We start from the raw sequence: 22,825 nt of genomic DNA, 5'->3' as shown, positions 1-22,825 counted from the left end.
CTCCTGCTGAGGGGAAGGAACCGCTATGAGCATGGAAGGCGCTGCCTGGAGTTCGCTCTACAAGATTTCGTCCGCCAGGGATGGAAAGCACGGCTTCTCGCGTGAATCGGTGCGGCGGATCCTGACGTTCGCGGTGCCCTACCGGGCCAAGCTGGTGCTGTTCATCGCCCTGTCGATCGTTGGCGCGTTCCTCGCGGTCGCGACGCCGGTGCTCGCCGGCCAGGTGGTCGACGTCATCGTCGCCAGGGGTGCAGTCAGCACGATCGTCTGGATCGCCGTCGTCATCGCCCTCGTGGCCATCGCCGACGCTGCCGTGTCGCTCGTGACGCGCTGGTACTCGGCGAGGATCGGCGAGGGCGTGATCCTGGACCTCCGCACCGCCGTCTTCAACCACGTGCAGAAAATGCCCATCGCGTTCTTCACCCGCACGCGGACGGGCGCCCTCGTGAGCCGCCTGAACAACGACGTGATCGGCGCCCAGCAGGCCTTCAGCGGCACCCTGTCGGGCGTGGTCACGAACCTCGTGGCGCTCATCCTGACGCTGATCGTCATGCTCAGCACGTCCTGGCTCGTCACCGTGCTCGCCGTGATCATGCTCCCCATCTTCCTGATCCCCGCGCGTCGTATGGGCAGCCGCCTCGCCGCGCTGCGCCGCGAGGCCGCCGACCACAACTCGGCCATGAGCACGCAGATGACCGAGCGCTTCTCGGCGCCCGGCGCCACCCTCGTCAAGCTGTTCGGCCGGCCGGATGAGGAGGCCGAGGAGTTCCGCGTGCGCGCCGCCCGTGTCCGCGACATCGGCGTTCGCACGGCGATGCTGCAGTTCGTCTTCTTCACCGCGCTGATGCTGGTCTCCGCGCTCGCCCTCGCGCTCGTGTACGGGCTCGGCGGCGTCCTCGCGCTCGGTGGCCAGCTGGAAACCGGCGATGTGGTCACGCTGGCCCTGCTACTCACCCGCCTCTACGCGCCGCTCACGAGCCTCGCGAACGCACGCGTCGAGATCATGAGCGCGGTGGTCAGCTTCGAGCGTGTCTTCGAGGTGCTGGATCTCGAGCCGCTCATCCAGGAGAAGCCCGACGCGACAGTCGTTCCCGAGGGCCCGGTGTCGGTCGAGTTCGACGACGTCCGCTTCGCCTACCCGTCCGCGGACAAGGTGTCGCTCGCCTCCCTCGAGGAGGTCGCGACGCTGGATACCCGCGGCGGCGAGGATGTGTTGCATGGGGTGTCCTTCCGCATCGAGCCGGGGCAGACCGTCGCCCTCGTCGGCACGTCCGGCGCCGGCAAGTCCACGATCGCGCAGCTTCTCTCGCGCCTCTACGACGTCGATAGTGGTGCCGTGCGTCTCGCGGGGACGGACGTCCGCGACGTCACCTTCGCCTCGATGCGGCACACCCTGGGCATGGTCACGCAGGACGGGCATCTCTTCCACGAGACCATCCTCTCCAACCTGCGCCTCGCGAGGCCCGAGGCGACCGACGACGAGGTGTGGGATGCGGTGCGCCGGGCGCGGCTCGAGCCGCTCATCCGGTCGCTGCCCGACCAGCTGGACACCATGGTGGGCGAGCGCGGCTACCGGCTGTCCGGCGGTGAGCGCCAGCGGATGACCATCGCGAGGCTCCTGCTCGCCCAGCCGCGGGTTGTCATCCTCGATGAGGCGACGGCAGCGCTCGACTCGACGTCGGAGGCCGCCGTGCAGGCGGCCCTCAGCGAGGCGCTCGAGGGACGCACCGCGATGGTGATCGCCCACCGCCTCTCGACGATCCGCAGTGCCGACCAGATCCTCGTGATCGAGGACGGATCCATCGTCGAGCGCGGCACGCATGAGGAGCTGCTCGCCGCGGCCGGGCGGTACGAGGAACTGCACCGGACGCAGTTCGCGGTGCAGAAGAATGTTGCGGCGGAAGAGGATGCCAACGTATGAGTTCGCACCGGGAAGGTGCCTTCGCCGCACCTGCCCACAGCACGGCCCCGTAGGCTGAGCTGATGCCTGAAATCACTTCCTCGAATCCTGCGCCCGTTCCTGTAGACCTCCCGCTCGAGCAGCGGTTGGCGGCTGCCGTCGAGCGATACGGCCAGTCCGAGTTCGTTGAGCGAGTGCTCGAACTCATGAAGGGCTATGACGAGGGCGACGACCTCCTCCTCTACGTCGGCGGCGATCACGCGCAGGGAATCCTCGATGGCGCGCCCGTGCTCTACTGGCCCGAGCTCTGGGGCACCCGAGCGCTGCTGTACGTCTGGGATGAGTCGGCCGCACCCGCGGCGATCGGCACGCTAAACAACCCGGCATGGCGCGTTCGCGAGATGGGAGCCAGGGTTGTCGCGGCGCGCGAGCTCCCAGCAGCATCCGAACTGGCCGGGCTGCTCGGCGACAGCGTGGCTCGAGTGCGGTCGGCAGCCGCGAGGTCTTTGGCAGCTGTCGGCGCGCTCGAAGAAGTCGATCGCCTGCGCCCGCTGCTCAAGGATCCCGAAATCGAGGTGCGGCGAAGTGCTCAGCAGGGCCTCGACGCGCTGCGCGCGAGGTTCCCGAAGAACTAGAGCGCGTCAGGCTTGGCTCGATCCACCGACTCTGGGGGGTGAGGTGGAGTCGGCCACGACGCTCGTATAACACGATACGGGCGGGCGTGCTGAGGAGCTTCTGCGGGCGGATCGTGGAGGTAGTCGCCGATACACGATCTGGCCCGGCGAGGGTAGCGGCGGCAACGAGGAGCTGCACGGCGTGGCCATTCGGACCGAACCGGGACAGACCGTTGCCCTCGTCGGCACTATCTGGCGCCGCGGGTCCACGATCGCGCAGCTCCTCTCTGGGCTCTACAACGTAGTTAGTGGCGCTGTGCGGCGCGCTGGGCGGACGTCCGTGACGTCACCTTCGCGTTGATGCAGCACACCCTGGGCATGGTCGCGCAGGACGGGCATCTCTTCCACACCATCCTATCCAACCTGCGCCTAGCCAGGCCGGAAGCGAACAACGACGAGGTATGGGAAGCGGTGCGACGTGCGCGGCTCGAACCGCTCATCCGTTCGCCGCACGACCAGCTGGACACCACGGTGGGCGAGTGCGGCTACCGACTGTCCAGCGGTGAGCGCCCGCGGATGACCATCGCAAGGGTCCAGCTCGCCCCAGCCGCGGGTTGTCATCCTCGACGAGGCGCCGACAGCGCCTCACTCGACATCGGAGGCCGCCGTGCAGGCGGCCCTCAGCCAGGCGCTCGAAGGACGAACCGCGATGGTGATCACCCACCGCCTGTCCACCATCCGCAGCGCAGACCAGATCCTCGTGATCGAAAACGGCTCCATCGTCGAGCGCGGCACGCACGAAGAGCTACTCGCCGCGGCTGGGCGCTACAAGGAACTGCACCCAAGGCAGTTCGCCGTGCGAAAGAAAGCCGCGGCGAAGGAGAATGCGGTGGGTGCCAGCTATCCGAGCTAATGCGGGGCACATTTCGTGAGCTCGCGTTGGACTCAGAAACCGCAGACGGATAGACCCCAATGAGAGATCCCCCGTCTTCTTGGTGTCGCGGTCGAACTGGCAAAACTCGTGCCTGTAACCTCGTTGCAGTCGTAGGCCCGGAGCTGCCGGTTGAGTTATGACAGAGCTTGTCGACATCCCTGCGCAGATAAGGAACTGGCGGTTCATTGACTGGTGCCCTTCTCTATCAAGGGCGATCCGCATCGCGGGACAATGACTCTCGCTTGCTGGGCGCACGACGACGCCGTGCGGCTCCCCCGGGTATCGCGTCGACGGCTGTCGACCCGCAGACCCACGATGCTGGGCGTCGCGCAGGAACTCAACGACCAATTTGCATCCGCGTTGCACACTGCAACGACACCGCTACACGCATCACCCTCCGTGGCGGCAAAGCAAGCCGGCGCAGTTTCTGTGCAACCACCTCGGCTGGCCATCTGTCTTCGCACGGCCGGGTCAGCGAAGCTGACCATTAGGTCGGCAGCAATTCCCAGCACGGCATGTCCACGCGCCAGAGATCCGATCGATGGCTATAGTACTCACAAATTCGCGATCTTGACGAAAGCAGAGGAGCTCTCGTGGCCAGAAACGTTGCGGTACTGATCGGGAACGGCTTATCAGTAGCATTCAACGCGGAACTCAACCTCCAGCAGATAACCCAGGAAGTTCTCGAACGCATCCGCCGACTGGACGGGGATGATGTCGTTACCGCCATGAAGGAGCTTGCCGCTCGTGCGCTTCCAGATGGCGCGAACACCGACGAGGATTTCGAAGTACTCGTCGGAGCGTTGGGAGCCGAGTCCCGTACTCTGGAGGTGCTCAATAGACTCGCGCAGCTGACCAACCCCAAGGACGAGGAGCTGCGCGACTGCATCAGAAAGGTCGCGAGTTTCGCCGAGCAAGTGTGCGACTCCGGAATCTCGCATGTCTTGCAAGTAATCACCGAGCGCTCACATGCCTACCAGGACACCGCCCAGAACCTTAACTCACTCGTGGCCAGCTTGACTGACGCATTTGACGGCAAGGTGGTACTTGCGAACCTAAACTATGACACCCTCCTCTTATCCGCACTCCTGAATGTGTGCCAGTCGGATCTCGCTGACATGGGGCACGGCCGGAAGCAAGCTTCGGTGATTCTGGACGACAACCAAACCCGAGAAGTGCAACAGCTCAGAGCATTCGCGGATGACTTTCCGCAGGAAAAGAGGGTTCAACTACTTCACCTTCATGGTTCGCTTACTTTCTGGGCCACCCGCGACCGGACCACCTTCGTGAAGATACCCAAGAATCTTCTCGAAGATGGCGAACAGTGGCATGCGGTGCGCAATCGAACAACAAACATCCGACCTGCGGTGGTGCTCGCGAATCGCAAGGATAAGGTCGAGCACGTCACACGGCAACCGTTTGCTCTGGCTTACAATATGTATACCGTCGGGCTCAAAGGGGCCAAACACTGGCTAATTGTTGGCTACTCATTCCGGGATGATCCCGTGAACGAACGACTTCGCACAGAGTTTCTTGACCGAACCACTAAGCCCAAGGTGCTTGTAGTCACTTACGGAGCCGACCCCGAACGGCGTACCGTCGAACGAGCTTTCGGCTGGGGTGTCGAGGACGGTCCTTCCGACTGGTTGACGATCAACCGGGGCGGAGCGAACGGCGCAGAGAAAACCCAAGAATGGGGATCTTTCATCGAGACGTCAAAGCAAGGTCTTCCCAGGCTTGGTGCAGAGAGCTAGCTGTATTGTCCCGTGAGGTTGTGAACGCGTTCTGATGGGGTTGCGCCTCTGATGCCGGTGTGGGGTCGGTGGTGATTGTAGTGATGGAGCCAGGTGTCGTAGGTCGCGGCCCTGGCTTCGTCGCTGTCATAGGTGGTCGCGTAGGCCCATTCCTGGGCGAGGGTGCGGTTGAAGCGTTCGACCTTGCCGTTGGTTTGGGGGCGGTAGGCGCGCGTTCGGCGGTGCGTGATGTTCGTGTTGGCGAGCGCGTCTCGGAAGGTGTGTGATCGGTAGCAGGAGCCGTTGTCGGTGAGGACTTCCTTGACGGTGATGCCGACGCTCGCGAAGGAGGTGTTCGCGCGGAGCCAGAACCCGGCGGTGGTGTCTTTGCGTTCGTTCTCGAGGATCTCGGAGTACGCGATCCTGGAGTGGTCATCGACCGCGTGGTGCAGGAACGCGTAGCCGCGGCCGCGCTTCTTGTTGTTGTGGTTCCCGATCGTGCGGCCGAGTTTGCGGTGCCCGCCGCCGTCGGGGATGCGGCCGAGTTTCTTGATATCGACGTGGACGAGATCGCCGGGGTGTGCTCGCTCGTATCTGACCGGCCGCGGCTTTCGGATGGGGAGCCCGGTGGCTTGGTCGAGGTGCGCGAGGCGAGGCATGCGGAAGCGTCGAAGGACCCGCCAGGCCAGTGATGGCTCGATGCCGAGGTGGTAGGCGATGCGGTGGGGACCCCAGCGGCGCGTGACGCGGAGGTTCACGACGCGACGCTCAACATGTCTCGGGCATCGACGCGGGGAGGTGTGTGGTCGGGAGGATCGATCCGTGAGCGCTTCACCGTTGCGGAACCGGTCAGCCCATTTCTTCGCGGTCGCTGGCGAGCACTGGAATCGTTCCGCAGCTCTGCGATAGCTCCACCCGTCATCGACGACGAGCGACGCGATCCGGCGTGGCCCTTCCGGGGTGAGGGGTGCGTTAGCGTGGGTCACGAAAACCTCCGTGCTTGGGATGGTGAGTGTGGTAACCCACATCCTGCACGGAGGTTTTCGTTTACGTCAGCCGGTCCCAACGTCCCGGGGTAATACAGCTAGCCGGGTCGCGGCGTACAGTTTTCAGTTCGCGTGAGAGATGCTCGGCGAGCCAAGTAGGTCTGGCGCCTGGGGGCGGTGGGTCCATGATCGCGAGTCTTCCGCCCGTTGGAAGGTGCCGCGTGTGGATCGAGGCTCCGACGGCCTTCTCAAGTCGAAGGCCAGGGATTCCGGCGACTTGGTCTCGAGGGTCGTTGGCGACGCGAGTGAACGGGAGCAGGTGGGCGGCGACGCGAGCGGGAGCCACGGCGGAGATGATGTACTCGTCGTGGGTTGCCGCTCCCCATGCCGCGTAGCTTTGCAGGTCGAAGAAGCTGCGCCCGCCCGAGCAGTCGCAAGGCTTGAGTTCTTGTGGTGTGGTGAGGCAGCGAAAGAGCAATCCGTTGAACTCTCTTTGGCCGGGACTCTGTGCGTCGAGGTCGAGGCGTTTGTTTCGTAGGCAGCGGGGAGGGACACCGAGTTCGCTTGCGGCCGTTCGGAGAGCGATTTTATCGTTGACGTGCGGCACTGCGTTCCGATCCGAAGACATATGCCTCGGACTAGTGCCTTCTGATGTGAACGATGCGTCCGAATCTGCTGGCTGAGTATCCAGGATGGGGGTCTCACCCTCTAGGCCAATTTATTGACCGCATCCGAGTGGGGCCAGTGCCGAGTGCTCGCCTGGGAGCAATACGACTCCAACTGACTGGGTGCGAGTATGTCACGAGCAGACGGTGTCGTGTGGTCAGACCTCAGTGCAGGTGGTAGGCCGAAGTAATGCAGCGATGTCAGCCCCGCTCCGTAGTCTGGGTTCATGACCTTCACGCCGCTGCACCGAGCGCTGGGCCTGAGTCCAAGCGTCTTGACCGATGAGATACTCGATGCCGCTGTGGCCGCAGGTGTCTCGGAGACCGACGACCTCGATTGGAAGTCCGAGCTCCCGCCGATCAAGAACATTTCCCAGACCGATGTTCCGAAGGACATCGCCGCGATGGCGAACAGCGGTGGCGGCATGATCGTTTACGGGGTCAAGGAATCGCAGAAGACGGCCACGGGTCGAGTCGATGCCGGCGAGTTCACGGAGGGGCACGAACGCGCCTATCGGAGTGCTGCAGTGACCGCAATCTCACCGCCGGTTTTTGGTCTTGGGGTTCATCGACTCGGAATCGATCAGCGCGCTGTCGCGGTCGTGGTCCCAGCCAGTGTCGACGGACCTCACTTGATCTACAAGAACGATCTCTTCGGGGCACCAATTCGCAACGACGCCGACACCGGCTGGATGAGGGAACGCCAAGTGGAGGCCATGTATCGCGCCCGTTTCGATGAGCGACGACGAGCATCTGACGCGCTCGACTCCCTCTACGAGGAAGCATCCGCCGGCCGAGACGTCAAGGAACGCGCCTGGCTCGTGGCGGTAGCGCACCCCCGAGTTCCCGCCGTGCTTGGCCGCCCGGACCGCGACGCTGCACGGTCGAGCCTCAAGCGCGCCGAACTTATCACGCTGTCGTACTCGAATCGCAACGGCATCCATCCCCTCGAGAACATCGACGTGCATAACCCGCGCCCCGGCTTGCGCCGATGGATCGCGGTAAACACGGCCACCGGCGAGCGCGAACGGTGGAAGGAGGCCTGGGCAGAAGTGCACCATGACGGGTCGGTCACGCTGGCCGCAGCTGTCGGCGGTCACAGAATGAGTGCAGATGGCTACTTCGACGGGTGGCAAGTTGAAGGCCGGGGCATCGAATGCTGTGTGGCTGACTTCGCTGCCCTGATTCGTGCAGTCGCCGAAGGGAACACGCTCGATCAGTACGAAGTTCAGGTCGGCATCGAATGGGCCGGTGACGAACCGTTGCAGATATTGACCGTCGATGGCGTCGGGTACGTGTACGACGGCGTGTCGACGCCACTTCGACAGTTCACCCGCGTGCACTCAAGCATCAATGCCGCCAGCTCCGATGAGAACTTCCATCGCGAAGTGTTTCAACTAGCCGAGGATGCCGTGAATCAAGGCGGCGTCAGCAACCTGCACGTGATGAGCACTCCACCCGTGGAAGATGTTTAGGAAAAAACTGCGTACCTGCGGGAGCTCCACTCGCAGTGGCGTGGCTTCGTGAGCGTCGTCCAACGTGTAGCGCGGACCACGGCGAATTGGAAAGATCCGCTCTCCGATAGGGAGTCGACCCACCTCAATTAAGTCTCGCCGGATGGTGCCCGCTGCCTGACGAAAACTGCATCTCATGCTTGTCTCTTTGCCGGTTGACGGCACACGTTTGTCCACTCATACTCACCAGGAGAACATGAACGAGAATCGAAGAAAGACCAAGCACAGTCCCAACCACATCGCAGACGATGATCGGCTGAGGTCTGAGTACATGCGCCAGCTGCTGACTCGGCCAGTCCCCCCGCCACAACCCACCGAGCCCCAAGCGGCTACTCCACGCGTCGTGGTGCAGTTCTGGGACAACTCACGCAATATTCCTACAGACGTGCAGGCGTGCATGGATTCGTGGAAGGTCCTGGAAACAGCTGGTTTCAGGTGTTTGTTGTTTGACGACATTACCGCCAGGCGCTACATAGTAGAGAACTACGATTCAACACACGCTGCCGCCTTCGACCTTTGCAGGCACCCAGCGATGCGAGCGGACTACTTCAGGCTCTGCTATGTGCTGCGATCCGGCGGCGTCTACGTCGATGCGGACGATGAGTATCAAGGGGTTTATCTCGAAGAGTTCATTGCAGATGGCCGACTCCACGTTCAGGCACTTTGCTACGACTTGACCGCCAACTCTATGGTCCCGGTTGACGCTGCGGTCAACAGCAACGTGAACGACAAGCAGATATTCTACGTCAACAATAACCCGCTAATAGCTGGACCGGGGCATCCCGCTATCGAAAGTGCATTAGAGCAAGCCACAAGTGCCCTCAACGTCAGTGACCGTTCAGACCGCGATGTTCAGTCAACGACCGGCCCCGGGAACCTCACCCGGGCGCTTGTGCGCCACTCGGCGGATCTGGACTCCCGTGGCGATTTTCCCGACTTTTGGGTGATGACACGGTGGGACGATGTCGCCGTAAGCAAATGGCCCCTTGCGTATCGCGAGGATGGACGAAATTGGCGGCACTGGTCTCGGGGCGTAGATCTACCTCACACCCCTAGTGCGGATAATCATGAACAAGCTTGAATTCGCTGATCTTCGCAAAACCCTACTTCATCACTTGCGACTAAAATCACGCTTACTGGATTATCAGCGACGCGTAACAACGTTTTCTCGGAACGCTGGAGAAGACGCGCTTCAGCGCGTGTTCGTCATTAACCTTGACCGGAGACCCGACCGCTGGCGACGCGTTAGACGCGAACTCGATCGCTTTCGAGATAGAGAAAACAGACCGCTCTCCGGCCTCACCCGCCGGTTCTCCGCAATTGATGCTCGATATCTAGAAGATGAGCCCGACAGGTCCAGGTTGAGCCCGACATACACGCTCGCTGATCAACTTACGGTTGACCCAAACCCGTTGCTTACCATTGATGCGGACGCGCGATCGCTTCAGATACACATGACGCGACCGGAGATTGCGGTCGCACTCTCTCACATCGAAGTGTGGAGACTCATTGCCGACGGGGACGTGCAGCATGCACTAATCCTCGAGGACGACGTCTTCATGTGCTACGGATTCGCAGACAAGCTGCAACGAACATGGAATGAACTCGACCGCTCGGAAGGAACCGGATTCGATATACTCTACCTCGCATTCAACGAAGTCGGCGAACTTGAAACTTCCGAGCAAGGAGAGCACTCACGCAAGCTGGACAGCCCCGGCATCTGGGAGGCCTCAGCCTACGTGCTAAGCCGACAGGGCGCACGGAAGCTCCTCGATACACTTCCTGCTTTCGGCCCAATTGACCTCTGGCTCAATCTGCAGTTTGAGCATGTGAATGCTTTCACCACCGCCAGCCCTATTGTTGAGCAACGAATTGACGAGCCGTCGACCAACTCCTATTCCGTCCTACCCATTCTTTCACAGGTCGGTGTCATCACAGGCGAAAAACCACTCCTTCCGTCCGCGAAGAAGCTGCCTAACCCCGTCATCGCGTTCGGGAATAACAGCGCAGAACTCGCAAATCTCGGTACGGCTCTATCTATGCTTGGATACACTTGCATCAGCAATGTTGACCAGTTGCCCGAAAATGAGACAAAAGCACTGAGCTCAAGAGGCGCACGACGATCGTTCAACGCCTACGTGGACATAGGCTCGTTTGACTCAAAATTTCTCGAACTCGTAGCGAAGACAAACAGCAACGCTCGATTCATAGGAGCATCGGAGGATACTGCAGCCCCAGTCAGCTCCACGCACTTCTTAGCGATGAACCCCAACACGAAAGACAAGTGGGAAATTTTGACGAAGTTTTTGGGGTTGGAGTATCCAGCGTGGACGTACCCGAATGACCTCCCCGTGAAAAACCAGATGGTATTAGAGGCTGCAGGTGAAAGAAAGTCGAACATATCCACGGATCTCAGGTTCGACAAGAGTCCATGGATTCTGTCGAAGTGGGAACAGTGGGGAGACGTAATCTATACAGATCAGGCGTCTCGTGCCTCTCCAACCGACCTCACATCAGTGGGTTGGACCGTTGGTGAGCGAATCGACGGACCACACTGGACGCTCCGCGACGATACCTTCCCTAGCAACCTCGCACTCTTCACGCCGAACAACGTTGCTCAGGGCATCGACGGGGCAGAACTTGAGATCCGAAAGGAACTGACGCACGTCCGACGCCTGACCTCCGGGGCAATCGCCAGCGCCTCCTCCTATTGCTATGGTCGATTCAGCGCTGAGTTTTGTCCACCGCGCGTGAGTGGCCTAGTGACTGGCATGTTCTTGTACCGGAATGGCCCCCGTCAGGAGATCGATATTGAGTTTTTGGGCAAAGACACGACCAAGATGCTGGTAAACGTTTTCTACAACCCAGGACCCGAGGGTACAAAACTGGAATATGGATACCGTGGCACACCGACACTAATAGAGCTCGGTTTCGATGCGGCGGATAACTTCCATACGTATGAAATCGACTGGCGACCCGACGTCATACTTTGGCTCGTTGATGGGCGAGTCGTACACAGGAGGTCCGCGTGGAACCCAACACCCATTCCAGATCAGCCACTGCAATTCAACTTCAACCTTTGGCACTCACGTTCTGAAGAGTTCGCCGGCCGCTTGGACAGCACAGGACTACCCGCATTCGCGCGTCTCCGGCGATTGAACATCGAAGCAGCGAGATAGCGAGATAGCAAGATAGCAAGATAGCAAGATAGCAAGATAGCAAGATAGCAAGATAGCAAGATAGCAAGATAGCAAGATAGCAAGAGTGAAACACCTCTCGGTTCCCGAGTCTATTTAAAGCTGCTGAGACGCAACACCTGAGTGAGAGGCCTGGTCGCCCGCACCTGAATCCGCGAGGGCGTTAGGGGTTATTTCTCGGTGGTTATTCAGGTCGACAGGCTGTCCTGCACTCGCGCGGGCAATCCTTGGGCGTGAGCCACGGCGGACACCCCGTGGCCGACGTTCTAGGCCGTTTTCGCGGAGCACTTGGGCATTCGCTCCGCTGACTTCTACACTGCTGCGTTCAACGCCCTCGCCCAGATACCGGACCTAAGCTTCCCATGGATCCCGCCGCCCTTGACCGAATTTGTGTTCGGGCGCGAGATCCCGGAGCAGCTCGATGACCCAATCGCTTCTGGGCACACTCCGAAAGACACCCGCGCAGAAGGCGGAGGAGATCGGGCCGGTGCTCACCAAACTCTGCCAACTCATCTTCCGCCCGGGCCTGCGCGCAGTCCTTGCTCAGAGCAGAGCTAACCGCGCTTCGATATCGTGATCCACGACCGCGACGCCATCGTCACGAACCCAACCACCGGCGAGATCCTCGCCCAACACACCATCGACCTAAACCGCGACTACCAACCAAAAACAAAAATCCCCCTCCAGAAGGAGGGGGATAATCGCCGAAGCGCGGGGACATCTGTCTACGATGTCCCGACACTTCACACCGTCGGGCTGACAGTGTGTTGGTGCATGACATACGCATACGGTGTCGCGAGACATACGCATAGCCTGTCGCACGTCATCCGCATAGCCGTGATGCTGAACCATGAGCAAGCAGCGTCTCGTGATCACCGCCGTCCTCGCTGGCGCGAGCCAGTCAGCAACTGCCCGCAAATACGGCGTCAGCCAGCCCTGGATCTCGAGACTCATGGCCCGCTACCGAGCCGACGGCGAGGCCGCGTTCGAGCCTCGAAGCCGACGCCCCCACACCTCACCCACCGCGACCAAGCCGGCCACGATCGAGCAGATCCTGCACCTGCGCCACCGCCTCATCGACGCGAGCTTCGACGCCGGCGCTGACACCATCGCCTGGCACCTCGAGCACGACCACCACCTCCGCGTCCACCGCGCCACGATCCACCGCATCCTCACCAGGCACGCCCAGGTCATCCCGGACCCCACCAAACGCCCGAAAAGCTCCTACCGGCACTTCCAAGCCGACCAACCCAACGAATGCTGGCAATCCGACTTCACCCACTACCGACTCACCACCCCCGATGGACGCCCGGGCGCGGACACCGAGATCATCACCTGGTTGGATGATCACTCCCGCTACGCGCTGCGCATCGAGGCCCACCAGCGCATCACCACACCCCTCGTGCTCAGCAGCTTCCGCGCCGCCGCACGCGAGCACGGCTACCCAGCCGCGACCCTCACCGACAACGGCATGGTCTACACCGTCCGCCTCGCCGCACCCAAGAACGAGGGAGGACGCAACGGCTTCGAGAACGAACTCCACCGCCGGCACATCACGCAAAAGAACGGGCATCCCCACCACCCGCAAACCCAAGGGAAAGTCGAACGCTTCCAACAGACCCTCAAGAAATGGCTCCGCGCGCAACCCGAACAGCCCACCACCCTCGCCGAGCTCCAGCACCTCATCGACCAGTTCCGGAACGACTACAACACGAACAGACCACACCGAGCCCTCCCGCACCGAACCACCCCGGCCACCCGCTACGCGACCGGCATCAAAGCCAGCCCGAGCCGCGCAGCGAAGCGCATCACCCACGACCGAGTCCGCACCGACCGCATCGACGACTCCGGCGTCGTCACTCTCCGCGTCGACAGCAAACTCCGCCACATCGGCATCGGACGAACCCACGCCCGAACCCACGTCAAACTCCTTATCCAAGACCTCGACGTGACCGTCATCAACGCCAGCACCGGCGAAGTCCTCCGCGAGCTCACCATCGACCTCAGCAAGGACTACCAACCCACCGGCAACCCCAAAGGACCCACCCGAAAAACAAAATAGCCCGAACCTGCAACTGCAGGTTCGAGCTATTCCGATGTCTTGCGACATCACACCGTCGGGCTGACAGGATTTGAACCTGCGACCCCTTGACCCCCAGTCAAGTGCGCTACCAAGCTGCGCCACAGCCCGTGGCTTTCGTTCTCCGCGAGGACAACTCGACCATCCTACCGGAACCTGGGAGGTCCGCGCACCACCGTGTCGAACGTGTCGCGCTCCGGTGGATTTAGAGGAACACCGGCCCACCACCGCAGGGTTGTGGCGCGATGCGCTGAGCAAGCTCACCAACAGCCGCCAGCCACAACCCTGCTCCCAGCAGCCATTTGGAGCGGGTGGCCCCACGAGCAGAAGAGGAAGACGGCGAAAGCGGTCGACTGAGCTTGGGGCGTGGGCACGCGCGCGGCCGACCCAGACCAACCACATCCGCCTGCTCGCTTGTTCGCACATTCTGCCGCCTGGGAATAGCCTGGTACCCGCGCAGTGTTGCGAACCCAGTCCCCTATCTCAGAAGCAGAGGTCCGCAACATGCAGGTCATGCCCGAACTCACCCCCTTCCGGCGCGGAATCGCCCTCTTCGCGCTTGCGCTCGGAGGCTTCGGCATCGGCGTCACCGAGTTCGCCACGATGGGACTGCTGCCCGACATCGCCCGCGAGCTGCTCCCCGGATTCGAGCAGAACCCGGATGCGGTGATCGCGCAGGCCGGCATCCTCATCTCCGCCTACGCCCTCGGCGTCGTCGTCGGCGCCCCCGTGTTCGCGGTGCTCGCGGCCCGCATGTCGCAGACGAAGCTCGCCTTCTGGCTCCTCGGCATCTTCATCGTCGCGTCAGCAGCATCCGCGCTCATGCCCGACTTCGGCACGACCGCCGTCATGCGCTTCATCGCCGCGCTCCCCCACGGCGCGTACTTCGGCGTCGCGTCGCTGCTCGCCGCCCGCATCATGGGACCAGGCAAGCAGGGCCAGGGCGTCGCACTCGCCCTCTCTGGCCTCACGATCGCCAACATCTTCGGCGTGCCCCTCGCGACCTGGCTCGGCCAGGCCAGCGGCTGGCGCTACGCGTACGTGCTCGTCGCTGCGATCTTCTTCGTCACGTTCCTGCTCGTGTTCTTCTTCGTGCCCCGCTACCCCGGCAACCCAGAACGCAGCGCCATGAAGGAACTCATCGCCTTCAAGAACCCGCGCCTCTGGATCATGGTCGCCGTCGGCGCCATCGGCTTCGGTGGCTTCTTCGCCGTCTACTCGTACATCGCCGAGGTCACGACCCGCGAGACGGGCCTCGGCCCGGGCATCGTGCCGTGGGTGCTCGCGACGCTCGGCGTCGGCATGACCCTCGGCAACCTCATCGGCGGATGGGCAGCAGACCGCAACCTGACCCGCACCATGTTCGTCGGCTTCGGCTCGTTCATCGCCTCGCTCGTCTTCTACAGCCTCATCGCGTCGAACCCGGTGGGCCTGTTCGTCGCCGTGTTCTTCCTCGGCCTCACCTCGTCGTCGCTGCTCCCGGCCATCCAGTCGCGCCTCGTGCGCATCGCCGACGAAGCAGCCCTGCTCGGCGCGGCCATCAACCACGCCGCGTTCAACGTCGGCAACAGCCTCGGCGCGTGGCTCGGCGGCATGGTCATCGCGGGCGGCCTCGGCTACCTCGCCCCCGGCTGGGTGGGCGTCGTCCTCGCCGTCCTCGGCATGGGCCTCACCGCGCTCGGCGTCTCCGTCGAACGCCGCGACAAGCGCCACTCCCTCGACACCACCGGCCTGCGCACGATCCCCGCAGCCGAACGCGCCGACATCGGAGCCTGACCCACCAAGCGCTGCCCGGCGTTTCGCCCTCTGAGAGTCACCTCAGAGGGCGAAACGCCGGGCAGCGATCGCCGAGAGCCGAGGCCGGCGGAGGCGGGCCCAGCCGGAGCCGGGCAGCGGGCAGTGGTCGCCGAGAGCGCCCGCGCGGAGCGCAACCCCCAGGAGCGCCTACTGCACCGTCGACGCGAACATATTCAGCCCGAGCTTGTTCGACAGGTGCCGGGTGGCGCGTATGCCGCGCACGCTGTTGCCGGCCGCATCCAGTGGCGGGGAGAATGTCGCGAGCGAGCCCTTGCCCGGCGCGATCGTGACGATGCCGCCCGAGACGCCGCTCTTTCCGGGCATGCCCACCTCGAACAGCCAGTCGCCGCTCGCCTCGTACATTCCGTTCGTCGCCATGACCGACAGCACGTCGCGGCTCACGGACGGATCGACGACATCCACACCGGAGATGGGGCAGTCGCCGCCGTCGGCGAGCGTCGCGCCCATCGTGGCGAGGTCCTCGGCGGTCACGAGCAGCGAGCACTGCCGCGTGTACAGCTCGGTCACCTGCGTCGGGTCGAGCGAGATGTGCCCGTAGCTCTCGAGCAGCCTCGCGATGCTGCGGTTGCGCGTGTTGGTCTTCATCTCCGACTCGTAGACGCGCTCGTCGATCTCGAGCGGGTGGCCAACGAAGTTCGACAGCCCCGCGTGGATGAAGTCCCACTTCTCATCCCACGTCTTTCCAGGCACGAGCGATGTCGTCGCGATCGCCCCCGCGTTGACGAGCGGGTTCATGGTGCGTCCGCCGTTGAGCTCGATCGCCATGACCGAGTTGAACGGCAGCCCCGTGTTGTTCACGCCGATCCGCTCGCGCACCTCCTCGTGCCCCAGCTCCTGCACGACCAGCGCGTAGACGAACGCCTTCGAGATCGACTGGATCGAGAACTTGAGCTGCGCGTCCCCGAACGAGAATCGGTGCCCGTTCGCCGAAGTGAGGCTCAGCCCAAACCAGGACGAGTCGGCCTCCGCGAGCGCGGGAATGTAGTCGGCGACGGCGCCGTCCTGCACGTGGCGGTACCGCTCGTAGGTCTCGGAGAGCATCTCCCGCACATGTTCGGCATCCGGCAGCCTGCCGGTCGAGACCACGCGGGTGTCGGGATGCACGAGGTCCGGCTCGCTGGGGAACGCGGTCGGGTGTTCCGGCAGGAGTGTCTGTTCGGGGAGAGTCGTCACGACCCCGAATCTAGTCCTGCACAGTGCCCGACGCGAAGAGGTTCATGCCGAGCTCGTTCGACAGGTGCCTGGCCGCCTTGATGCCGCGCACGCTGTTGCCGGCGTCGTCGAGGCGCGGCGAGTAGCTCGCGAAGCCGCCCTTCCCGGGGGCGATCGTCACGAGCCCGCCCGAGACGCCGCTCTTCGCGGGCATCCCGATCTCGTACAGCCACTCGCCGCTCGCCTCGTAGAGGCCGTTCGCGGCCATCACGGCGAGCGCGTCCCTGGATGCACCCTGCCCGATGACCTGCTTGCCCGTCTTCGGGTTCCTCCCGCCGTCGGCGAGCGTCGCTCCCATGACGGCGAGGTCCTCGGTGGTGACGAGCAGCGCGCACTGCCGCGTGTAGAGCTCGGTGACCTCGTGCGGGTCGAGGGTGATGTGCCCGTAGCTCTGCAGGAGGCGCGCGATGCCCTGGTTGCGGATGTTGTTCTCACGCTCCGACGCGAACGCATCCTCGTCGATCTCGAGGTCGCGCCCCGCGAAGGCGGAGAGGCCACTCAGGATGAAGTCCCACTTCTCCTCCCACGTCTCCCCCGGCGCGAGCGCCGACGTGGCCAGCGCGCCCGCGTTGACGAGGGGGTTCATGGTGCGGCCGCCGTTCAGCTCGATCGCCATGACCGAGTCGAACGGCAGGCCCGTGTTGTTCACGCCCACCAGCTCGCGCGCCTTCGTGTGCCCGACCTCCTCGCGCACGAGCGCGAACACGAACGCCTTCGAGATCGACTGGATCGTGAACAGCAGCTCAGCGTCGCCGCGACTGTACGACTGCCCCTCGGTCGAGACGATGCAGATCCCGAACAGGTCCGGGTCTGCATCCGCCAGCGCCGGAATGTAGTCGGGCACCTCGCCGTCGTCGACCGACGAGAACTGCTCGTACGTCTCGTCGACCGCGGTCTTGACGTCGTCGGAGTCGGGCAGCTGCCCCGTCGAGATCGCCGAGCGGCTCGAGTGCACCATCTCCGGCTCGTCGCCGAACATGTGCGTTGCGTCCACCGTGGTCTGCGTCATGTGGGCAACCCTAGCCAGCCCCGCACGGCGGGCAGCTGACCGAACCGGGGCGAAGCCGGGATCGGCCCAGGCAGGTGAGAGAACCCTGGACATCCGGGTAGCCCGGTTGCGGCAACTACTTGCATAAATGAAACTAGATGCACGCATCAATCGATGGAGAGGAAGGTCGATGACCGAAGCAGAGCACCCCGAGCAGCTCCGACTGCCACAGAGCCCCAAGCGCACACTCTCGGCCTTCGATTGGGTGATGCTCCTCGGCATCCCCGTTGTCGCCTACTTCGGCGTGGCAGGTGCGGCCGTCGGCAACACCGCCGGCATCGTCCTCACCGGATTCGCCGCGCTCGCCATGGTCGCCTTCCGCGCGCTTCGTGTTGGCAGGAAGAACGAGCCGCACATCGCGCCGTGGACCCACTGGCTGTCGATCGGCGTCGCTGTCGCCTCGTTCGTCACCGCGTGGAACGCGTTCCGAGCCGCTCCCCTCGACACCGGCATCGTCTTCACGCTGCCCCTCGTCCCGGTGGCACTGTTCTTCGTCCTCGTCATCGCCGTCTTCAGGAAGCCGCGGCCGTGAGCGAGACGCCAGAGCTTCGAGCGCTGTTCTCACCGCCGCGGTTCAAGGTGCTCGGGTTCCTCGTGCAGGTCGAGGAGTCTGACTACGCCTCGATCGGGGAGTTCACCGGCCTCGGCGTTCCAGAGATCTCGAGAACCGTGAAGTTCCTGGACGAGGCAGGCCTCGTCCAGGTCAGAAAGGGCCAGAAGGGCCGCTACCCGCAGACCCTCGTGCGCGCGACGTCGAGCGGACGGGAGCGGTTCCGCGAGCTCCTGGCCGACTTGCAGCGCTACGGGCTGGGTGGTTGAACCACCCAGCCCGTAGCCGACTTGCCCAGGAATGGGCGACCCGTCAGGAAGCCCCGATCAATCGCTGAAGAGGCTGCACTGCACGGCACCCGCGGCGAGACTTGCGGCCACGCCCGCGATGCCGCCGGCAACTCCGGCGCGCACGAGCTTCGGGCCGACCTTCTCCGCGACCTCGTCCCACTTTTTGTCGCGGATGAGCTCGGCGATCTCGCCGCTGACGATGCCGGAGATCAGTCCGATGACACTGTTCTCGACCATGCAGTCCACGAACGCGTTCCCCGTGGATGCGGCGCGGGCCTGGGATGACTGCAAGGCCTGCGGTCCAGCGCCCTGCGCACGCGCCGCCTCAAGCGAGGCACCGATGTCGGCGGCTTCCTGCTCGCCGATGATCGATGCGGCCTTCTCCTGGTCGTAGGAGACGACGCCGTCGGGCCCGAGGATGAGCGCCTCTTCGAAGAGGCTCTCGAGCGTCTGCGCCAATTCGGCTTCCTGCCCCTGCGTCATCGCACCGGACGATGCCGCCGTGAACGTCGTCGTGCTTGGCGAAGCTGTTGCGGTCGTGGGAACGAAGAATGCAGCAGCGAGCGTCGCGGCCGTCGCGCTCATGACCAACCTGTTGCGGACCTTCATGATCACTCCAATTCATCTTGTGTGTCGGGCGGGGGCGAACCCCCGCTTTCTGTGTGAGATTTCCTTGGTGGAGGTCGTGGTGACCTCCGGCAACAAGTCTTCCAGGCGGTACACGCCGAGCCCGAGCTCGGCGAACCGGTCGACGCGCTGGGCGAATCAAAGCGCGCGAAGAGCCGGGAGGCAGCGCGATCCAGGCAGCTCTGCAGGAATACTGCAGTGATTCTGCGCGTGCTCGCCGCTCCTGCCCACGTGCTTGCCAGGACCCTCTCAAGTGAAGTCCGGGCGTGTCACTCAGTCGAGGCGCACCGGAGCAAGCTCCGACCACACATCCCCTGGCCCCGGGTTCCCGGCAGCGGATGCGCCCCCGAGGTGCTTCGCGACGCCCCACACGGCGTTGAGGGCCGTCGTCACCGCACCCTCGGCCCAGCCCGCCGTGAACGAGATATCGTCGCCCGCGAGGAAGATGCCCCGCTGGTGGTCGTCGAGCTCGTCCTGCACGAAGTGCCCGAAGAGGCGTTCCTGGTACCGGTAGTGGCCCGGCAGGTTGTTCTTGAACGCGCCCATGTAGTTGGGGTCGGCCTCCCACGACACGGTGATCGGCTCCCCCACGATGTGCGCGCCGATGTCGAGGCCGGGGTAGATCTTGTCGAGCGAGTGCAGCATGAGCCGCGTGCGCTCCGACGCGTCGAGGGCCAGCCACTTCAGGGCGTCGTCGTTCCACGTGTAGGAGAGCAGGATCACGGCGGGCTTGTCGGGGCCCTCGTCGATGAGGTACGTCGCGCGGGGCAGGCGGTCGGTGAGCGTCATGCTCATGACGGGCTTCCCCGTCGCCGGGTCCAGGTCGCGCCAGAAGGGCCGGTCGACCATCACGAACGTCTTCGACGAGAGCATGTAGTGGCTCTTCTCGATGGCCGTCCACATCTCGGGCGTGAACAGCTCCTCGTCGGTGTCGATGCGCGCCGACAGCAGCCACGACTGGCAGGTCACGATGGCGGACGCGAACTCCTGCGTGCGCCCCCACTTCTCCGTGATGCTGACGCCGCCGTTCTGCCCGCGCTTGATCGCGGCGACCGCACCCCGCGGCACCCCGCCGTGCAGGCTCGCGAGGCTCGTGCCCTCAGGCCAGTGCTCCAGCTCGGTCGGCTCGTGGTGCCACAGGTCGACGGGCAGCTTCTGCGCCCCGCCCACGATGCGGCGGTGCGCGTCGTCGGCGTTCGTGAACACGACCCGCAGGATCTCGAGGATCGAGTTGCCGAAGTCGGTGTCCCAGCCACCCGTGCCGAACCCCACCTGCCCGAACGCCTCGATGTGCTCGAAGCTGAGATCCCTGAAGGCCGCGCTCTCTGCCACGAATCCATAGAACGAGCGGTTGTCGAACTTCTCGACCAGCTCGTTCCATGCGGCCTTCAGGGTCTCCGTATCGCGTGCGCGGATGGCGTCCTGGATGCGAACCAGGTCGGCCTCCTCCGTCAGCGCACGCTTCCACGCCTCCGCCACCTCCGTGAAGAACGGGGGCAGGTCGGCGGGAGTCTCAGCGTAGAACGAGGTGCCGGCGAGCTCGATGACCGTCGACGGCGTCACCTCCGCCAGCGGGTTCGGGAACGCCTGCGTCTCCAACCCGACGAGATCGACGTAGTGGTAAAACGCACGCCCAGACTCTGGGAAGCGCATGCCGCCCAGGTCGGCGATGACACTCGGCGCCGCATCGAACGACCGCGTCTTGAGGCGCCCGCCGATGCTGTCCGCCTCGAAGATGACGGGCTTCAGCCCCATCTTCATGAGCTCGTACGCGGCGACGACACCCGCGAGACCGGCGCCGACGACGGCGACCTCGGTGCCGTGCATCCGCTCCGGCACCGAGCCAAGGCCGGCCGGGTGCGTGAGGAACTCGTCGTAGCTGAACGGGAAGTCCGGGTTGAGCATGGTCACCGGCTGGGAGTCCTGCGGCGTGGATGCGCCTTCCGCGCGCTGCGGGCCGCTCGGCATCGGGGTCGCGATGGTCACTTGTGCTCCTTCATGATGACGGGGGTCGCGGCGGTCGCCGCGTTGACGTAGTCGTTCTCGCTCATGGCGCCGACGATGGAGTGCTTCCGACCGTACGCGAAGTACAGGCCGACACCCACGAGCATCCACAGCCCGAACACCATCCAGGTGGTGCCGCCGAGCGTGACCATGAGGCCGAGGCACATGACGATGCCGAGGATCGGCACGACGGGGAAGAACGGCACCTTGTAGCTGCGCGGCAGCTCGGGGCGGGCGCGGCGCAGGTAGATGACCGAGAGGTTGACGAGCGCAAACGCGAACAGCGTGCCGATGCTCGTCGCATCCGCCAGCTCGCCGAGCGGGATGAACGCGGCGACGACCGCGATGATCGACCCCACGATGACCGTGCCGGCGACCGGGGTGCCCGTCGATGGGCGCACGCGGCCGAAGATCTTCGGCACCATGCCGTCGCGCGACATGCGGAACAGGATGCGCGTCTGGCCGTAGTAGACCGTCAGCACGACGCTCGCGATCGCGATGACCGCGCCGACCGAGAACATGAGCGCGAGCAGCGGCTGGCCCGTGATGTCGGTGAGGATGCGCACGAACGCCGCCTCGCCGTCGTTGAACTCGGTCCACGGGAGCGCGCCGATGGCGGCGACCGCGACGAGGATGTAGACGACCGTGACGATGACCATCGACAGGATGATCGCGCGCGGCAGGTCCTTCTGCGGGTTCTTCGCCTCGTCGCCGGCCGTGGAGGCGGCGTCGAAGCCGATGTAGGAGAAGAAGAGGCGGCTCGAGGCGGCCGCGACGCCGGCCGCGCCCATGGGGGCGAGCGGCTCGAAGTTCGCCGTCGTGAACGCCGTGAAGGCGATGAACACGAAGATGAGCAGCACGATGACCTTGATGGCGACCATGACGGTATTCACCCAGGCGCTCTCCTTCGCGCCGCGCACGAGCAGCAGCATCGCGACGATCACGAGCGCCGCGGCTGGCAGGTTGAAGAAGCCGCCGTCGAGGCCGATCGGGTTCGCGAGCGCCGGCGGGAGCGCGAGGCCGAAGACGCCGAGCGTCTCGTTGACGTACTGCCCGGCGCCGACCGCGACGGCGGCCACCGAGACGCCGTACTCGAGCACCAGGCACCAGCCGCACACCCAGGCGACGCCCTCGCCCATCGTCGCGTAGGAGTAGGAGTAGCTCGACCCGGAGACGGGCACCGAGCTCGCCATCTCGGCGTACGAGAGGGCCGAGAGCAGCGCGGCGAGGCCGGCGACAGCGAACGCGATCCAGACGGCGGGGCCGGCGAGCGGGACCGCGGTGCCCAGGATCACGAAGATGCCCGTGCCGAGCGTCGCGCCGACGCTGATCATCGTCAGCTGCCACATGCCGAGGGTGCGCTTCAGGCCGCCCTCGCCCGACTCGGTCAGGGACTCGTCGGTGAGCTGCTCCAGCGGCTTGCGGCGCAGCAGCTGCGTGCCGAGCGGCGTGCGTGACCGGCCGGCTGTGGTGGGTGGTGTCGCCATTGACGGTTGCCCTTCTTGGGTTCGGGACCAGCATGATCAGGGATCGATCGGCGCTGTCCAACTGCGCCCAGCAGTGCTGGGCCTGGCAATCGTATGGTCGCACCACGCAGTGCTTCCACGGGCGATATGCTCGGTTCGTCGCGAAGATGCGACAGAATGCACGGGA

Annotated in this window: 16 protein-coding genes, 1 tRNA gene and 1 pseudogene; 11 read left to right on the top strand and 7 right to left on the bottom strand. The window is 64.1% G+C overall.

All coding sequences use genetic code 11. From position 1 onward, the window contains the following. Positions 1 to 25 precede the first annotated feature (25 nt). The 4 genes and pseudogenes from C5E06_RS07120 to C5E06_RS07105 all read left to right on the top strand — a co-directional run bounded on the left by C5E06_RS07120 (position 26) and on the right by C5E06_RS07105 (position 5,202). Entirely contained in the window at positions 26 to 1,921 is a 1,896-nt protein-coding gene (locus tag C5E06_RS07120; protein ID WP_104306436.1) for an ABC transporter ATP-binding protein, read from the top strand. Between the two features lie 62 nt (positions 1,922 to 1,983). Further along, the gene (locus tag C5E06_RS07115) at positions 1,984 to 2,535 is read left to right on the top strand and encodes a HEAT repeat domain-containing protein (RefSeq protein WP_181062909.1); all 552 of its coding nucleotides are present in this window, start codon (positions 1,984 to 1,986) and stop codon (positions 2,533 to 2,535) included. A 157-nt stretch (positions 2,536 to 2,692) separates the two neighbouring features. After that, positions 2,693 to 3,427: pseudogene (locus tag C5E06_RS07110) on the top strand (ATP-binding cassette domain-containing protein); the annotation flags it as partial. A gap of 614 nt (positions 3,428 to 4,041) precedes the next feature. Continuing rightward, a complete protein-coding gene (locus C5E06_RS07105; RefSeq protein ID WP_104306434.1) occupies positions 4,042 to 5,202 on the top strand; it encodes an SIR2 family protein in 1,161 nt (386 codons plus the stop codon). On the opposite strand, the gene C5E06_RS07100 is transcribed toward C5E06_RS07105, so the two are convergent. Next, complete coding sequence (locus C5E06_RS07100) at positions 5,199 to 6,167, bottom strand: IS481 family transposase (protein WP_104306433.1); 969 nt, start codon at positions 6,165 to 6,167, stop codon at positions 5,199 to 5,201. The genes C5E06_RS07105 and C5E06_RS07100 overlap by 4 nt on opposite strands. An 892-nt stretch (positions 6,168 to 7,059) precedes the next feature. On the opposite strand from C5E06_RS07100, the gene C5E06_RS07095 reads away from it, so the two are divergent. The 4 genes from C5E06_RS07095 to C5E06_RS07085 all read left to right on the top strand — a co-directional run bounded on the left by C5E06_RS07095 (position 7,060) and on the right by C5E06_RS07085 (position 13,605). Next, a complete protein-coding gene (locus tag C5E06_RS07095; protein WP_104306432.1) occupies positions 7,060 to 8,307 on the top strand; it encodes a helix-turn-helix domain-containing protein in 1,248 nt (415 codons plus the stop codon). A gap of 382 nt (positions 8,308 to 8,689) precedes the next feature. Further along, complete coding sequence (locus C5E06_RS18935; RefSeq protein WP_181062908.1) at positions 8,690 to 9,427, top strand: glycosyltransferase family 32 protein; 738 nt, start codon at positions 8,690 to 8,692, stop codon at positions 9,425 to 9,427. Next, a complete protein-coding gene (locus tag C5E06_RS07090; RefSeq protein ID WP_104306431.1) occupies positions 9,414 to 11,525 on the top strand; it encodes a family 16 glycosylhydrolase in 2,112 nt (703 codons plus the stop codon). The genes C5E06_RS18935 and C5E06_RS07090 overlap by 14 nt, the downstream gene beginning before the upstream one ends. 868 nt (positions 11,526 to 12,393) lie before the next feature. Beyond that, positions 12,394 to 13,605, top strand: coding sequence for an integrase core domain-containing protein (locus C5E06_RS07085; RefSeq protein ID WP_104306430.1), 1,212 nt, complete (start codon positions 12,394 to 12,396; stop codon positions 13,603 to 13,605). A gap of 55 nt (positions 13,606 to 13,660) precedes the next feature. Here C5E06_RS07085 and C5E06_RS07080 read toward each other — a convergent pair. Next, positions 13,661 to 13,734, bottom strand: a tRNA-Pro gene (locus C5E06_RS07080). A 402-nt stretch (positions 13,735 to 14,136) separates the two neighbouring features. Between C5E06_RS07080 and C5E06_RS07075 the strand changes: the two genes are divergently transcribed. Further along, on the top strand, positions 14,137 to 15,399 hold the full coding sequence (locus tag C5E06_RS07075) for an MFS transporter (RefSeq protein WP_104242287.1): 1,263 nt from the start codon (positions 14,137 to 14,139) through the stop codon (positions 15,397 to 15,399). Between the two features lie 168 nt (positions 15,400 to 15,567). Here the strand turns inward: C5E06_RS07075 and glsA (C5E06_RS07070) are convergent, their stop codons facing one another. Both glsA (C5E06_RS07070) and glsA (C5E06_RS07065) read right to left on the bottom strand, forming a co-directional pair. Continuing rightward, complete coding sequence (gene glsA / locus C5E06_RS07070; RefSeq protein ID WP_308471384.1) at positions 15,568 to 16,614, bottom strand: glutaminase A; 1,047 nt, start codon at positions 16,612 to 16,614, stop codon at positions 15,568 to 15,570. Positions 16,615 to 16,624: 10 nt separating this feature from the next. Beyond that, a complete protein-coding gene (glsA, locus tag C5E06_RS07065; protein ID WP_258064023.1) occupies positions 16,625 to 17,662 on the bottom strand; it encodes a glutaminase A in 1,038 nt (345 codons plus the stop codon). 169 nt (positions 17,663 to 17,831) lie between these two features. On the opposite strand from glsA (C5E06_RS07065), the gene C5E06_RS19585 reads away from it, so the two are divergent. Both C5E06_RS19585 and C5E06_RS19580 read left to right on the top strand, forming a co-directional pair. Then, complete coding sequence (locus C5E06_RS19585) at positions 17,832 to 18,233, top strand: hypothetical protein (protein ID WP_258067552.1); 402 nt, start codon at positions 17,832 to 17,834, stop codon at positions 18,231 to 18,233. After that, positions 18,230 to 18,520 (top strand): transcriptional regulator, encoded by a 291-nt coding sequence (locus C5E06_RS19580; protein ID WP_258067551.1) that lies wholly within the window; start codon positions 18,230 to 18,232, stop codon positions 18,518 to 18,520. The genes C5E06_RS19585 and C5E06_RS19580 overlap by 4 nt, the downstream gene beginning before the upstream one ends. 57 nt (positions 18,521 to 18,577) lie before the next feature. On the opposite strand, the gene C5E06_RS07055 is transcribed toward C5E06_RS19580, so the two are convergent. The 3 genes from C5E06_RS07055 to C5E06_RS07045 form a co-directional block, all read right to left on the bottom strand. Continuing rightward, the gene (locus tag C5E06_RS07055) at positions 18,578 to 19,150 is read right to left on the bottom strand and encodes a hypothetical protein (protein ID WP_146080238.1); all 573 of its coding nucleotides are present in this window, start codon (positions 19,148 to 19,150) and stop codon (positions 18,578 to 18,580) included. A 291-nt stretch (positions 19,151 to 19,441) separates the two neighbouring features. Further along, complete coding sequence (locus tag C5E06_RS07050) at positions 19,442 to 21,154, bottom strand: flavin monoamine oxidase family protein (RefSeq protein ID WP_374953209.1); 1,713 nt, start codon at positions 21,152 to 21,154, stop codon at positions 19,442 to 19,444. Then, positions 21,151 to 22,659 (bottom strand): amino acid permease, encoded by a 1,509-nt coding sequence (locus C5E06_RS07045; RefSeq protein ID WP_104306428.1) that lies wholly within the window; start codon positions 22,657 to 22,659, stop codon positions 21,151 to 21,153. The genes C5E06_RS07050 and C5E06_RS07045 overlap by 4 nt, the downstream gene beginning before the upstream one ends. Positions 22,660 to 22,825: the final 166 nt, after the last annotated feature.

This window comes from Pseudoclavibacter sp. RFBI5 (genome assembly GCF_002931395.1).
Classification (GTDB): domain Bacteria; phylum Actinomycetota; class Actinomycetes; order Actinomycetales; family Microbacteriaceae; genus Pseudoclavibacter.
This window is presented reverse-complemented; position numbering and strand designations above follow the sequence as displayed.